Genomic DNA, 14,155 nt, shown 5'->3' on the forward strand with positions numbered 1-14,155 from the left:
CTCTTTGATCAAGTCAGTCCCAATTGAGGAACTGCACCTTCATTGTATAATGAGTAGGTGACGAGGTAGAAGGCTGTAATAATTAAGAAAGAGAAGAATCCCCGATTGTGAGGATTTTTCTTTTTTATAAAATAATGAGGTGCGCAATTTTGAGCAAAAAGGAGTATATAAACATGTCTCACACTAAGCTCATTGATGAATATTCTTTATATATGAGTGGATTGGGCCGAAAACAATCTACTATCACTACCTACTGTTATGAACTTGCTCTATTTTTAAAATGGCTAGAGAAACACCAGGATGTCGCATCTGAAAGCCTAAATGCATTAACTAGCAATGACATACAAAAATATTTAGAATCCCTTACAAGTAAATCTAAATATGCTGCTTCTTCTTTAAAACAAAAATACATATGTATTAAGAGTTTTCTTAAATACTTTAATGCTCAGATAGATATAAATAAAAAAATAGGCTCAAAATTGAAAGAAAGTAACTTTCCTATAGACCAGGATATTAAATGCCTATTATCAACTATGCGAAGCTTAGAAGGGCTTTCTACAAACGATATAGTAACCCTTTCAATGAATGATATTAACTTTGATACTGGTATCATTAGACCTGGTAAAGAAACTGCCATTCCACGACAAGTAGAACTATCTAAAGAAGACCAAAAGCTCTTACTTGATTATTATAAGGAAATTCCTAAAGTGCTAAGACCAAGGCAGTACACTAACGATGCTTTATTTGTAGCTTTTGACTTTGCACGTTTAACATTCCATTGGGACTATAAAACAAATTCCCTCAGCCTTTAAGCAAGCAATCTATTCAAGAAATGCTTAAAAAAGAATCTAAAAGGACTAATATTAATGTTACTCCCTCTAAACTTCGAAATCGCTTTATACTTAATTCTTTACGTGATGGCATCCAACCGCAAGAAATTAATTCAATGTTAGGGCTAAAAAGCACTAAGACTTTATACCCTATCAAAAACAGTATATAAGAGAGTACACATTAAGAGATAAAAGTACAAAATCTATTACTGTTCAGCCCTGGAGGTCTTTTAAAGAAGAAATGTGGGTTATAGACACAAGATACTCTGACATTTTTCAAGTATAGTTAGTAGAAAAACGAGAGCAAAATTCTTGATGATAATAGGAAAATTAAAAAATTGACCCAATAATCGCTCATAGGAATTGATATGAGTCAGGTTTAATATTCTTTCTTCTATTTTCGTTATATAGGTAAAGACACAATTGTATATAGACAATCTACAAGAACATAAAATTTCAAATACAATCATAGTAATGAAGAATAAGATAAGGAGGGATAGGCTTGTTTTATCGTCAATATTCTATAAATCCCTATTATTATCCTATAAATCCAAATCCTCGCCCTATGAGACCATATTATTATTTTTTTAATCCTTACCGTCCATGCCCCATAGCTCCTCCTCCCTGCCAATATTACAAGGATGATGAAGGTTATTGTATATTATGGTGTCCAGAGTAACTATAGGTGGCTTAGCTTGATTATGTGTAATTAGAATAAATTTGTTTAATTTTAAAATCCTGATCATGCATTAAACCGTTCCAATTTTTGAGCAGTTTTTAAATTACTAAGCAACAGTGGGGAGGGAATGACGACGATGGCAGTCTTCTTTTTAAACAATAGCGGTTTACACGTAAAAGTTGCCTTTGGTCATCCGGATGACAACTGTGGGATGAATGGATGGAGAGTGCTTGGCTGGCGTTTCGTACCACGGTTTACACGAGTGCAATTGTGGGAACATTCGGCTAAAAATAGAGGTTTCGTTTATTACGCTGAGGTGCCAAATACTAATACAAATTGGGGTGGAACAGATACATCCAACTACATCCCGTCTAGTGACTTTAATCGGTGTTGGAGTGAAACTCCTGGTCCAGATGATAGACGTGTAGGGTTTAAATTCCTTACAAGCAGAGAGGATGACTTTGAAATAAAAATAGAATAAAGCAATGGTAAATTGCTATCCTTTTAGTCAAGTTGACTGGGGTAAGCGTTGTTATAGATAATGTCTAAGAGACGGAAGAAATTCAGCAAATTTTGTGATTTATGCTAACCAACATGTTTAGAGAAAAAAAGTAAGAAATCTATCTTTTATCAAAGTGAATGTCAAGTAACTTATATACATGTAAGGTTAACATAACGGCCTGTTATTGGTATAAAAAAGGATCTTCGATTGGAAGATCCTTTTAGTTGAATTAAAAAAAAGACTGTCGTAACATTCTTTTATCTTAAATTAAATTGTCTATAGTTTAAGTAGACATTTTCAAAAAAATTCTACAATTAACCACAAATATTAGTAGCTCTACTAATTAAGCTCCAAATCCGTGGAATAATTTCGTTTGTTATCTTATTATAATCTGGACCAGTAACAACTACAATTTCGTAAAATCGATATTGATCAATTCTTAAATGCATAATAACAACTGTATGATCATCATTGGTTGTGCAGACAACTGCGCGGCTATGCTTAATTACATTTGAATAGTAATACCTTAACTCATTTGCTATGCACTCCTTGTGTCGTTCAATGTCTGAATAACTGTTTATAAGTGCTCTATAATTGATCGATGGATGAGCCAATAATTTTCCTCCTCAGAAATATTTTTTAGATTACTAAGATTGTATTGAATTGTTTATGTTTGTGTATATTGTCTATACATAATTGTGCTATTACCTATAAAAAATGACACTAAAATACAGCCCTTTTGGAGCTGTTAGTTTTAATATAAGATATCGATGATATAGGAAGTTAAATGAACTTTTCCTCTTTTTAGTACACTATATAATTTAATAAAATTGTATCATGCATAATAAATGATTCATTATAAAAAATAGATTTACAGAATACTTATGGTAGGATTACATAAATCGTAATATACATTTTAAAAAAGTAATAAAATAAATATTTAATTAGCTCTTCTTATTAGTAGAAAGTACGTGTAATTTATGAAAATGATTGGTCAAAAGAAGGATTATTTAAGTAATGGTTGGGATCAATATTATTAGTGAAGTTACTAATATCTGGGCTGATATAATGGAAGGGCTTTTCTAAATGTTGCATACGGTTCTGTTGTAAAGTTTTCTACATGAAGCTACACTCTAGAAAATAGGATCTAGGAGAATCAGGCATGAGATATTTTAAAGGAAAACAATGTAAGAAAGAGATTATTTTAGTAGTTGTCGGCTACTACTGCCGTTTTTCTTTAAGTTATCGCGAGGTCTCTGAAATCCTAAAGGAACGTGGTATTTCAGTTCACCCAACACCCATCATGCGATGGGTTCATGAATATGGCAATCTCATCTATCAAATTTGGAAAGTGAAAAATAAATCTGCACGATTATCTGGGCATTTGGATGAGACTTATATCAAAATTTAGGGCAAGTGGTGTTATCTCTATCCTGCAATTGATAAAGATGGCCATACATTGGATATTCAACTTCCTAAAAAACGGGATCATCAAGCTGCTTATGCCTTCATGAAAAGATTAGTAAAACATTTTGGATAACCAACGGTTCTCACTACAGACAAAGCACCAGCATTACTTTGTGCATTTAACAAAGTAAGAAAACAAGGATTTTATCAAAAGACAATCCATTGTATAATCAAACATTTAAACAATCTTATTGAACAGAATCATAGGCATGTAAAGAGACGTTTTGCCAAATCCGCAGGATTTCAAAATCTTCGTCATGCTTCACGTACGATAAAAGGTATCGAGATTATTCATGCCCTATGTAAACAAAGGCGAAGTCTTCAAAGAGACTCCGCCTTTTCAACGTACAATGAACTTCAACAATTACTAGCTACTTTCTAAACATTGTACCTCATTTACCAACCTGTTTATACTTTTTTCAAACTTTGCAACAGAACCGTTTCAACCACAAATCTATCGCTCTAAACGAGCTGCGGTTATTATTGCTCATGCCTATTGTGCATTTCTTATTATCTCTTAACACGAAAAGAAATGTACGTAAACTTAGGTGAAGATTACTTCGATAAACAGAGAGAACAATTCATTGTTCGACATTCTTTACGAAGACTTGAAAGCTTAGGCGACATCGTTTCGTTGTTAGAAACCGAAGCTTTTTGCTCCAGCCTAAATTAATGCTTTCTAATGGCCTATGAATTAGGCGCTCTCCTCAGCATTTTTATTAACTAAGATAAATGTATGAATATTATTTTCACATGTCCCCCTGATATATCAGGTTTTCTAATTGGGGATTTTATAGCTAATACTATAAAGTTCTTGCACATCACCAGCACTAGACCAATTTATTTCTCCTGACTCAAAAACTCCATCATGTATTTGTAATTTCCCCCTATTCTTCAATGTTGCTTCTTGCCTCAAAAATTTTTTTTATTGCTAATGCGTGAGATGTAGCTAATCCTTCAATGAAAGTATCATCCTGAAGTAATTCCGAGTCTTTTGGGTGATCAATAAATAGATTTTCTGTTAGCATTGCTAATGACCCGAATTCTCTAAGAACAACTAATTTATCGCTTTTTCTTACTCCCCTATCTCTTAACCCAACTTGTTTAATAAACTTTACAAATTCTTGATGATAAACATCATACAAATAATGGAATCTTTTTAAACCTGAATTAATCCAATATTCATATCCACTAGCTTTTTCTGGTCCTTCGACCGAATTAATATGTACAGACAAAAAAAGTCTGCAAAATGATCTATTGCAAATCTTGCTCTATCTTTTTTTCGATTTCAATATCTTCTCTTCTAGTCTGATAGTCTTAATATCAGATGAAATTTTTTTAGTTGCTTCTCGATTTCTAATGCTATTTTTAAAGTAAGATCTTTCTCAATCAATGTTAAAGTTTCTGTACCCTTATCTTACCCACCGTGACCGGCATCAATTATTAGTACTCACTTTACCATAAAGAATAATCCTCCAGTTTCATTTTCTATTTGCCAATTATCAATCCGAAAAATTAACCATTAATTGGATAATGCAATACATCGTTCTATATTTTTAACACTAGAATCAGTCTTTCTTTATCTTAATAGTTCATTTAAAAACGCACTACCATGTTCAAATTTTGGTTCTGATAGTGATGTAAGGCGAAAAGTATTCTCTTTATCAATAAGTATATAATTTAAAAATTGACATAAGTGAATAGCGTGTAATCTTTGCGTATTATATCTTTTTCAAAATCTAATATATTTTTTTATGTATTTTTGAATTAGCTAAAAAAGAAAAGAAACACGTGATGTATCTAAGAAAAAAAGAGATAGCCTAATTCAATACAATATGGTTTGTGGTGAATTCATTAGTGGGCATAAAGAGAATAAAAAGGTTATTATAGTTGAATACTTAATGTGAAAATTGCAAATGATACTTTATGTTATGTCAAAATTAATAAATGAGGTGTAAAAAATAATGGTTCAAGATGAAAAATCTAAAATCGTAGATAAAACAGGAGAAGCAAGTGCCGAAAGCTATTCAACTGAAGGAAGCATTGGAGGTCTAAATTCGCAAACTAATTCAAATTCAACATATGTAGAAAATAGTAGAATAACGAATTGGGATGAGATAGTTGATTTACCTACCATTGAAGAGGTTGAGGGTATGATGTTAAGTAATAATTCTGGTATAAGTGAGAAATTACCTACTATTGAGGCTCTTGAGAACCTGATACCAGAAACCACTTGTGGTGCAGATGAGCGTTCGCAAGCACTAAATACAAAAATATACCCATGGAGAGCTGTATGTGACTTAATTATTACACTTGAAGATGGGCGCCGAGCGCGAGGGACTGGTTGGTTAAATGGAAGGGGTACCGTTATAACTGCGGGACATTGTGTATTTAGTCCAACATTAAAGAAATGGCATAAGTCTATTACTGTTATACCAGGTAGAAATGGTAATGAAAAACCTTATGGAGAAATAACTAGTACACAATTGTCTTCTGTGAAAGGGTGGACAGAAAATCAAGATCAAAATTATGACTATGGAGCGATAATATTACCAAGTCATATTGGAGACACTACAGGATACCTAGGTATTAAGGTTTATCAAGATTCTGAGTTAAATGGTGTAAAGGCTAACATATCTGGTTATCCAGGAGATAAACCTCATACACAATGGTTTATGTATGATAAAATCACAAATGTTGATGAAAGAAAAATTTATTATAATATTGATACTGAGCCTGGACATAGTGGTAGCCCGCTTTGGATAGATGAACCAAATGGAAAATATTTTGCTGTAGGGGTTCATGCATATGGTGGCTGTCCAAATTCAGCAACTCGCATTAATCACGCAGTTTATAATAATTTATTAACTTGGAAACAGCGAGGCGATCAATAATTTTTAAGTTAGAGAAAGGATATCTTATTGAATCTTAGAGATTTAAGATATCCTTTTTTATGCAAAAATGTGCGTAGACATTGAATTTAGGTAAAAGGTCTGATTATTTTGTTAACAAAACTAAAAGGTGTTGAATTTAAATTGAATTCAAAAGATAAATCAAAAATTATAAATAAATTTGAAGAGAAAAGTATAGATAATGATTATCTAAAGGAAGAATCTTTGCGACCAGTTCCAAGTTACATTAATAAAGAAAAAGGTAAGGTTATGAAATCAGAAGAATTTTCTAGATTAAATACTTTTAAGCATCCCGGTAATGCGTTGTGGGAAACTGTTTGTGGTACCGATGAACGTTCACAGGTCTTAAACACAGAATTATATCCATGGGGAGCTGTATGTCAATTAATTATTACAAGTGATGATGGAAGGAAATCTCTTTCAACTGGTTGGTTAAATGGAAAGGGTACTGTTATAACTGCAGGACATTGTGTTTACAGTCCGACATTAAAGAAATGGAGTAAGTCTATTACTGTTATACCAGGTAGAAATGGTAATGGAAAACCCTATGGAGAAATAACTAGTGAGAATTTTTCCTCTGTTAAAGGATGGATAGAAAATCAAGACCATAATTATAATTATGGTGCAATAATATTACCGGATCAGATTGGAGATATAACAGGATATTTTGGTTTTAAGGTTTATCAAGATTCTGATTTAATAGGTGTAAAAGCTAACGTATCTGGTTATCCAGGAGAAAAATATCATACACAATGGTTTATGTATGATAATATAACAACTGTTGATGAGAGAAGAATTTATCATAATATTGACACTACAGCCGGACAAAGCGGTAGTCCACTTTGGATAGATACATCTAATAATCAATATTATGTTATAGGAATTCAATCAAGTGGAGGTTGTCCAAATTCAACAATTAGAATTAATGAATATGTTTATAATAATTTGTTGACATGGAGGCGACGTGGTAATAAATATACGATATAAAATTATAAGATAAAAGCTACTTTATAAAATGTTATTTGTGAACTATTCACGGAGGATTAACGAACTATTTACGGACGAAATTTGGTTTTAGGCATGTTATATTTGTATTGTGAGAAGTAGCGGAAAACACAACTCACAAGGATAACTTTATTATTTTAAACGGTTCCATATCGACGGCACATTAAAAAATCCAGTACTCGACCATCATTTAAAATGTGATGATATTGAAAATAAAACACAATCTGATTATGCCCAAGTTGTTGCAACTATAGAATTCAAAGAAAATATAAAATAAAGAAAATGAGCCGAATTTTTCTTAAAGTAAGAATGAAAAGTAATACGTTTTATAAATGAGTTAAGGAATATGAATATACCTTACAAAAAAGTACCCATTCTTAAAAATGGGTACTTTTCTTATTCCCCCTTTTCGAGGGGGTGGGCAAAAACACCCAACAATTGGATACAACACAGAGAATCCCTTGTTGGTGTGTTTATAATTTTTTGTATACAGTCTGGTACATGAAATTATATAAACTAAATTATTCCTTTTCATATAAAATTATTATAGCATTCTATATAAATCTTATGGTATTATATAGATAGAAAATTTGTTTCCATTGTTTATACTCTATTGTACGTAGCGTGAAGGACAAACCTTACGCCCAGTTAACTCGGGCGAGGTTTGTCCTTTTTTACTTTAAGGAGGAATTTACTATGAAAAAATTCTACAAAATCGGAGCAGTTCTTACAACTTTATGCGTTGCTTGTATCGCGATCTTTACTTTAACTAAAAATGAATCAGTCAACACAGAAACTATAACACCAGAAAAAACAATTGTATCTGCTGCAGATGTAAAAGGATTACCTGAAAATATAAAAGATATTTCAAAAGAAGAATTAAAGGAAAAAATACAATCCCATGAAGAGTTCATTGCGTATTACTATCAACCTACCTGTCATTTTTGTAAAAAAGCTGCACCAGATATCAATCGTATGTCAAAAAAGCATGATAGAACCATTTATCGAATTGATATCTCTACACCAGAAAATCAAAGTGCCTTCCAAGAGTTCGACATTCCAGGTACTCCAGTTGTTTTAGCTTATAACAGAGGTGAGGAAGTTGAACGTTTAGAAGGAGCTGTTTCAGCTGCTACATATGATGGATTCTTTGCAAGACGTAATTCGAGTGCTAACTAGTATAGTGCTCGTTTTTCTTTGTAAGAAAGGAGAATTAACATGCAACAAAACGCCCGTATTCATTCTTTAGACATAATAAGAGGTATCGCCATACTATGTATCCTATTTGCGAATCTACCCACTATGACGGGACTAGATCCCTTTAATCAGGCAGGTTACACCAGTACAGATAAAACGATTCGTTTTTTAGTAGATTTGTTTATACAAGCAAAGTTCTACACTATTTTCGCATTCTTATTTGGAGTAGGATTTTATATCTTTATGAAAAATACAGAAGCAAAAGGATATCATATGTATAAACTATTTACCCGGAGACTATGTATTTTACTAGTCTTCGGTTTACTCCACTTCACCTTTCTATGGTATGGAGATATTCTACATGCGTATGCTATAGCTGGATTTATTCTATTGTTCTTTTATAAGCGATCTACTAAGCTTATTTTTATAGCTGGTTGTAGTTTCCTAACGGTTAGCTATGTATTACATATTATTGTATTTTTACGAGCAAGTTCTTCTATTCCTGAAGTACCAAATTACTATCAATATATGTTTACAGGTAACACTACCAATCACACTGTAAATCTATTTATACATTATTCTCATCAAGTAAAAGCACGTTTTTTCTTTCTAATGACTCAGGAATTCCAGCAACTACTAATAGGAATTCCGGAATATATAGGCTTATTTTTAATAGGGTTATGGGCTGGTAAGAAAAATATTTTTAAAAGGGTACCGGAATTAATACAGAAAATTAGATTTTTACAGTGGAGTTCGTTATGTATCTCATGTCTTCTCTCTTATCCTATTATCTACTACTTTATAAAAACAGATGTCTATTACTCTCAGGATGTACAACTATGGATTCTATTTGGAGGGAAAACGCTAGCTATATTCTATATTTGTACTCTACTGAGAGTTTGTGAGAATAAAAAATATATAGAATGTCTGCACCCCTTTATGAACGTTGGTCAGTATGCTTTAACGAATTACATCACTCAAAGCATACTTACGCTTGTCATTCTTTCGTGGTGCTTTAAAGATGTCTCACACGTATATTACTGGCAACTATGTATCTTCGGGCTTTTAATTATTTTTGTACAAATTATATTCAGCAAGATTTGGAGTAAATATTTCCGTTATGGTCCTATTGAGTGGGTATGGAGAAAAGGAGTTTACAAGAAATAGGGGCACTATATCATTCTGATCCTATTAAACATTAAAAAAAAGTGCAAAATCTATCAACAGATTTCGCACCAAAAACAGATAAAAGATACAGTCACTAGAAACATAGGAGAGTGTTTCATCACATATTATAAACCATATCTTTACATTTTTGTGTTGTAATTTAAAAATATGTAAAGATTCATCATTTTGTTTTTGAATTTTCTTTTTATTTAAGTTATACGAAACTACAAAGAAACAAATCTCCTTTAGGCCGTCAATAATTATGCTAACAACACACACCAAAAAACCAATTCCCGTGTAATGGAATTGGTTTTTTTTGGTGCAATTCAGTCAATACAGCAACTTGAACCCACATTTTCAAATGTAGTCTTATTAATCTTACCATAATTTTAGAATTCATAAACATCAAAAAACTAAATCACTAGTAAGATGCGCGAATCCGCTGCTTTTTCATCAAGAAATCTGGAGTATAACAACAATTAAGTTCATACTAGCATGAACAACAAATGATACTAGTAACCTATTAGTACGCACATATACTACAGCAAGTACAAGCCCAATTAGAAAATATCCAATTATAAATGGAAAGTCAAAATGCATAATAGAAAAGAACAATGAGCTTATTAGTATGCTCCAAGTTTGCTTAAACTTGGACATTAAAATGTTTATGGCCGCATAACGAAAAACAAACTCTTCTACTAACGGTGCAAGAAAAACAATTGAAACAAGTGCCACAGGAGATATTGCAGCAGCAGCGACTGTACTAGACGTATTTGCTGATTGCGTAGTTAGCTGGAATACAATCTTATCTAACACACTACCAACCATCTGAGCAAGAAATACGAATATGATCCCAACTAAAGTCCATATGAATGAATTTCTTGATAATTTAATCGATAACTTTGGATCATTTATTATTTCTTTACTATATATAAGAAAAATGATTATCAGCATAAGTGAAAACCCAATTAGTTCCCAATGCACAAGAAGTTGTTGGATTGCTTGCTGTTGGTTTCCCTGAATATCATACCAGCCCGTCTTCGCTAGCAATTGTACACCTATAATCCCAACAAATTGAGTCATTACAAAATAAATGAGTATGATATAACCTGATTTATGTATATTACTATTATTCATGTTAATTTATTCGCCTTTCACTTTTTTATTTAATTAACGATTTTGTTTTTAATAACGAACTTTCATTGGATCCAGTGATGTTTATCGTTCGTCTTTTTTATAAAATTTTCATGTTATTTTTGTAAGGCCATTTCATTTTCTTTTTTAATACGTTTTCTATTACACCAGTAGCAAAGATTGGGACCTTTATGATTCATTGATGGTCTATATAAAGTTTTAACTGGCTTGCTGCATTTTGGGCACTTTTGTTTATCATATTTCATGATTTCATTCCCCTCTCAAATAAAAATTTTGTTTAATTCTTGCAGTCAGCTTTTTGCTAACTTCCTTTTTATTTACGATCGAAGAAAGATAAAAATTCGCTGTAGCTAAAAAGTTCAAATTCTCCCGTGTCACTTTTAACAGCTATACCTACATCCTCTGGTGTTCTAAACATCTTGAAATCTTCATAGTTAAACCAATATTCTTTATCAATACTGAATCCTCTTAAATTGGCTTTTGGTACGACGTACATCCAATCTCTAAGATTTATTAGTAAATCAATTGAATCCTGTAAAAGATCTAGAGTATCATCCATATATATTCCCCTTTTCTCTTAAATAATTATTTTGTTTTATTTCATCGATTTTAAATATCAGATAAATTATAAATTGAAGCATCTATATGCTTAATAATAAAAATTTCTTTTTTAGAGTAACTACTATGGTTGCTAAAGCTATGAACCTCAAGAGAAGGAAAACGCTCTGTAAGCATCTTTATAAGTAATGAACGATTTTGATGATTGTCGATTAAATCCAATTTTTCACTCCGTCCTTTTTCAAAGTCGGCAAATTCAAATCCCATTTTACGTAAATATTGAATGTGTTCCTCTCGGCTCCTTTTATCTGTTACAGGAGTTTTACTGAAAGAACGACAATGCTCTAACATAAAGCTAAGTTTCACTCTCATTCCACCATAGGGATAATAGTTCGTATCATGCACATGATTAAAACCTTCTGTATTCCACCATTCACTAACAACTTCAGAAAGATGTTTCAACTGTTCTTTTAAACCGTCAACTGGTTTATCGGAACCTAATATACCCTGTAATTCATGTATCTTTTGATTCGCCTTTTTAATCTCCGCATAACGTTTTTCTTTTTCTTCCAACAGATATGATTCGTAATTTAGTACTTTTGCTGCTTCACTAAAATAGCTTTCTATCAATGATGGAAGTGTTTTTGACATTTCGATTGAAAGTAAATCTTTACTCACCCATTCACGTAATTGAGCATTAGCAAAGTGCATATCCTTTAACACCTTCAGTAATACAGACTTTTGATCTTCATTCAATTCCAATTTCTTTTCGTCCATTTCCCCAGCTCCTTTATTTTCAAACAACGCTTTGGTTAATTATGATAATGATTCTTTTGCTATTCGATTCACATCTTTAACAATGGCATTATCTACTCCATTTGTTATTCCTTTTATTAGTTTTAACGATTCTTGGTATTTTTCGTTACGCATTTTGTACTCTTTATATGCCTTTGATGTTTGCTCTAAATTCCACAAAGCATTTAAACGATAATTATTAATGTCATAAGCCAAGCTCAGTAATTCATTTAATTCAGATAAACTAACCTCTACCACGGTCTTACCATTCTCAAAACGAGATTTTCCATTAGAGAGTTTATTTTTAATTGAATCAATCTTTTCTTTCATAAACCCACCTACTTCTCTACAAAATTCATATTTTATTTCATTAAGTAATTACAAATAAAGACTAAAAATTATATATATTAATTATATAATTATGTACCCATACAGTTATCTCAGACTACCTACTAAAATCAAGCCGCTTGCAGATGCTTTAATCCCATTTCAAGCGCACCAGTTCCACCAAATCCCGGATTAAATAATAGTGGGACATCATACTTCTTTGCGTACTCTTTTGCTACATCAATAGATACATGGCCACATGCACCTTTTTGAATGACAATAACATCGCATTTTTTTATAACACTACGAAACGTTTTCTTTACGCCTCCGTGATTTTCCCCATCATGGAAAATAACCTGGCAGTCTCTTTTTTTGGCCAACTTCTCTAACGTTCTTCCATTTGATCCACCTAAAACTAGAATTGTACTCATTCCCACTCATTCTCCTTATCTTTCTTCTTTATATATGTACTTGGTGATGTTAATAACACAAGTGTACAAGCAACAATATTCATCAAAACAAAACAAACTATTATTAAAATAATAAAAATCGGTGACAACAAGATGAGAATAAAGCCACTTACTACCAAACAGATAAAAATAAAGCCATTACTCATGTCTTCGTAACCATCTAATCCTCGTACAATATTCAAACTATGCATCCATGCTGTGATGCTATCCCAATTTTCTATTAACAGATAGCCACCACCCAACAAAAAAGCCCATCCAAACAACGTTCCTAATAACCCAGAATTTCTTCCTATATAATATCCCGAAACAAAATTCGCAGCTGTTCCAATTAACATTCTCATTTGTATTCCTCCATATCCATCTCATTTTAGCGTTATATACAAATTTCTTTTAACCATGGTTTTATTATATCAGAAAATTATGAATATTCAATAAATAATTTCAGGTACTCTTTATTTTTTTATAAAAGGGTTGTGTTTTTTCTTCCACAACCCTCATTTCCTTCTTAATCCACAGGTACTTCTTCTTGTCCATGTGGAATTTGTGCAATTGGTGTTACAATTTGTGCATATTTGTTTACCTGCACTTTAAATTGTCGTGGTTCTAAGAAGTTTACCTGTTGAATTAAAACTTCAATATGAAACGTATCTACTTTTTTCCCACGGTCAATTTTGGTAATTCGCGCATTGTAAAACTTATCCCCATTTAGGAAATATCGTTGTACAGCTTCTGTAGCAAGCATACGTTCATTACTTGTCATTTTCATTGGTTCAATACCAAATCCAGCCTTTGTAAACAAATACGGGACATCATAACTACTATTAGAAATTTTTCGTAGTAAATCCTCTACTGTTTTTGTCTTTGCGATATATTCTTCCTCTTTTGTATCAAATCCCTTTGGCTTATCACCAAGCATCTCGATTTCATCTTGATTTACCTGCTCTTCCTCTTGTACTTGAGATTTCATCATGTAACGATGAATCGTATTATAGGTAGCAACGCCTACTACTAACACAATAATCCCCAATATAACTAAGTACTTACGAGGCAGATTCGCTAACACATTCATGACTTTCTTCATTTCTTCACAT

At 32.2% G+C, this 14,155-nt stretch carries 16 protein-coding genes and 1 pseudogene; 7 read left to right on the forward strand and 10 right to left on the reverse strand.

Translation table 11 applies throughout. The features are described from left to right. Positions 1 to 173 precede the first annotated feature (173 nt). Both CGQ22_RS18775 and CGQ22_RS18780 read left to right on the forward strand, forming a co-directional pair. A complete protein-coding gene (locus tag CGQ22_RS18775; protein ID WP_254704123.1) occupies positions 174 to 812 on the forward strand; it encodes a tyrosine-type recombinase/integrase in 639 nt (212 codons plus the stop codon). 833 nt (positions 813 to 1,645) lie between these two features. Beyond that, a complete protein-coding gene (locus CGQ22_RS18780) occupies positions 1,646 to 1,990 on the forward strand; it encodes a hypothetical protein (RefSeq protein ID WP_089149124.1) in 345 nt (114 codons plus the stop codon). Between the two features lie 335 nt (positions 1,991 to 2,325). On the opposite strand, the gene CGQ22_RS18785 is transcribed toward CGQ22_RS18780, so the two are convergent. After that, a complete protein-coding gene (locus CGQ22_RS18785; RefSeq protein ID WP_089149125.1) occupies positions 2,326 to 2,625 on the reverse strand; it encodes a hypothetical protein in 300 nt (99 codons plus the stop codon). A gap of 548 nt (positions 2,626 to 3,173) precedes the next feature. On the opposite strand from CGQ22_RS18785, the pseudogene CGQ22_RS18790 reads away from it, so the two are divergent. Beyond that, positions 3,174 to 3,860, forward strand: a pseudogene (locus CGQ22_RS18790) (IS6 family transposase). Positions 3,861 to 4,365: 505 nt separating this feature from the next. Here CGQ22_RS18790 and CGQ22_RS18800 read toward each other — a convergent pair. After that, positions 4,366 to 4,743: an N-acetylmuramoyl-L-alanine amidase gene (locus tag CGQ22_RS18800; RefSeq protein ID WP_089149126.1), complete on the reverse strand. Its 378-nt coding sequence runs from the start codon at positions 4,741 to 4,743 to the stop codon at positions 4,366 to 4,368. A 699-nt stretch (positions 4,744 to 5,442) separates the two neighbouring features. Between CGQ22_RS18800 and CGQ22_RS18805 the strand changes: the two genes are divergently transcribed. The 4 genes from CGQ22_RS18805 (at position 5,443) to CGQ22_RS18820 (ending at position 9,759) form a co-directional block, all read left to right on the forward strand. Beyond that, positions 5,443 to 6,372 (forward strand): trypsin-like serine peptidase, encoded by a 930-nt coding sequence (locus CGQ22_RS18805; RefSeq protein ID WP_089149127.1) that lies wholly within the window; start codon positions 5,443 to 5,445, stop codon positions 6,370 to 6,372. Between the two features lie 141 nt (positions 6,373 to 6,513). Next, a complete protein-coding gene (locus tag CGQ22_RS18810; RefSeq protein ID WP_139032845.1) occupies positions 6,514 to 7,377 on the forward strand; it encodes a trypsin-like serine peptidase in 864 nt (287 codons plus the stop codon). Between the two features lie 714 nt (positions 7,378 to 8,091). Next, the gene (locus tag CGQ22_RS18815; RefSeq protein WP_089149129.1) at positions 8,092 to 8,574 is read left to right on the forward strand and encodes a thioredoxin family protein; all 483 of its coding nucleotides are present in this window, start codon (positions 8,092 to 8,094) and stop codon (positions 8,572 to 8,574) included. Positions 8,575 to 8,613: 39 nt separating this feature from the next. Further along, positions 8,614 to 9,759, forward strand: coding sequence for a DUF418 domain-containing protein (locus CGQ22_RS18820; protein WP_089149130.1), 1,146 nt, complete (start codon positions 8,614 to 8,616; stop codon positions 9,757 to 9,759). A 453-nt stretch (positions 9,760 to 10,212) separates the two neighbouring features. On the opposite strand, the gene CGQ22_RS18830 is transcribed toward CGQ22_RS18820, so the two are convergent. The 8 genes from CGQ22_RS18830 to CGQ22_RS18860 form a co-directional block, all read right to left on the reverse strand. Continuing rightward, the gene (locus CGQ22_RS18830) at positions 10,213 to 10,896 is read right to left on the reverse strand and encodes a CPBP family intramembrane glutamic endopeptidase (protein ID WP_089149132.1); all 684 of its coding nucleotides are present in this window, start codon (positions 10,894 to 10,896) and stop codon (positions 10,213 to 10,215) included. Between the two features lie 113 nt (positions 10,897 to 11,009). After that, entirely contained in the window at positions 11,010 to 11,159 is a 150-nt protein-coding gene (locus tag CGQ22_RS32055; RefSeq protein WP_175423381.1) for a hypothetical protein, read from the reverse strand. A gap of 68 nt (positions 11,160 to 11,227) precedes the next feature. Beyond that, positions 11,228 to 11,473 (reverse strand): hypothetical protein, encoded by a 246-nt coding sequence (locus CGQ22_RS18835; RefSeq protein WP_000342851.1) that lies wholly within the window; start codon positions 11,471 to 11,473, stop codon positions 11,228 to 11,230. A 50-nt stretch (positions 11,474 to 11,523) separates the two neighbouring features. Continuing rightward, the gene (locus tag CGQ22_RS18840) at positions 11,524 to 12,249 is read right to left on the reverse strand and encodes a hypothetical protein (protein ID WP_089149133.1); all 726 of its coding nucleotides are present in this window, start codon (positions 12,247 to 12,249) and stop codon (positions 11,524 to 11,526) included. Positions 12,250 to 12,288: 39 nt separating this feature from the next. Beyond that, positions 12,289 to 12,597 (reverse strand): hypothetical protein, encoded by a 309-nt coding sequence (locus tag CGQ22_RS18845; RefSeq protein ID WP_089149134.1) that lies wholly within the window; start codon positions 12,595 to 12,597, stop codon positions 12,289 to 12,291. 128 nt (positions 12,598 to 12,725) lie between these two features. Next, the gene (locus tag CGQ22_RS18850) at positions 12,726 to 13,025 is read right to left on the reverse strand and encodes a DUF2325 domain-containing protein (RefSeq protein WP_089149135.1); all 300 of its coding nucleotides are present in this window, start codon (positions 13,023 to 13,025) and stop codon (positions 12,726 to 12,728) included. After that, on the reverse strand, positions 13,022 to 13,405 hold the full coding sequence (locus CGQ22_RS18855) for a hypothetical protein (protein WP_089149136.1): 384 nt from the start codon (positions 13,403 to 13,405) through the stop codon (positions 13,022 to 13,024). The genes CGQ22_RS18850 and CGQ22_RS18855 overlap by 4 nt, the downstream gene beginning before the upstream one ends. A 164-nt stretch (positions 13,406 to 13,569) precedes the next feature. Further along, positions 13,570 to 14,145: a hypothetical protein gene (locus CGQ22_RS18860; RefSeq protein ID WP_000757467.1), complete on the reverse strand. Its 576-nt coding sequence runs from the start codon at positions 14,143 to 14,145 to the stop codon at positions 13,570 to 13,572. Positions 14,146 to 14,155: the final 10 nt, after the last annotated feature.

Source organism: Bacillus sp. M13(2017) (genome assembly GCF_002218325.1).
Taxonomy (GTDB): domain Bacteria; phylum Bacillota; class Bacilli; order Bacillales; family Bacillaceae_G; genus Bacillus_A; species Bacillus_A thuringiensis_K.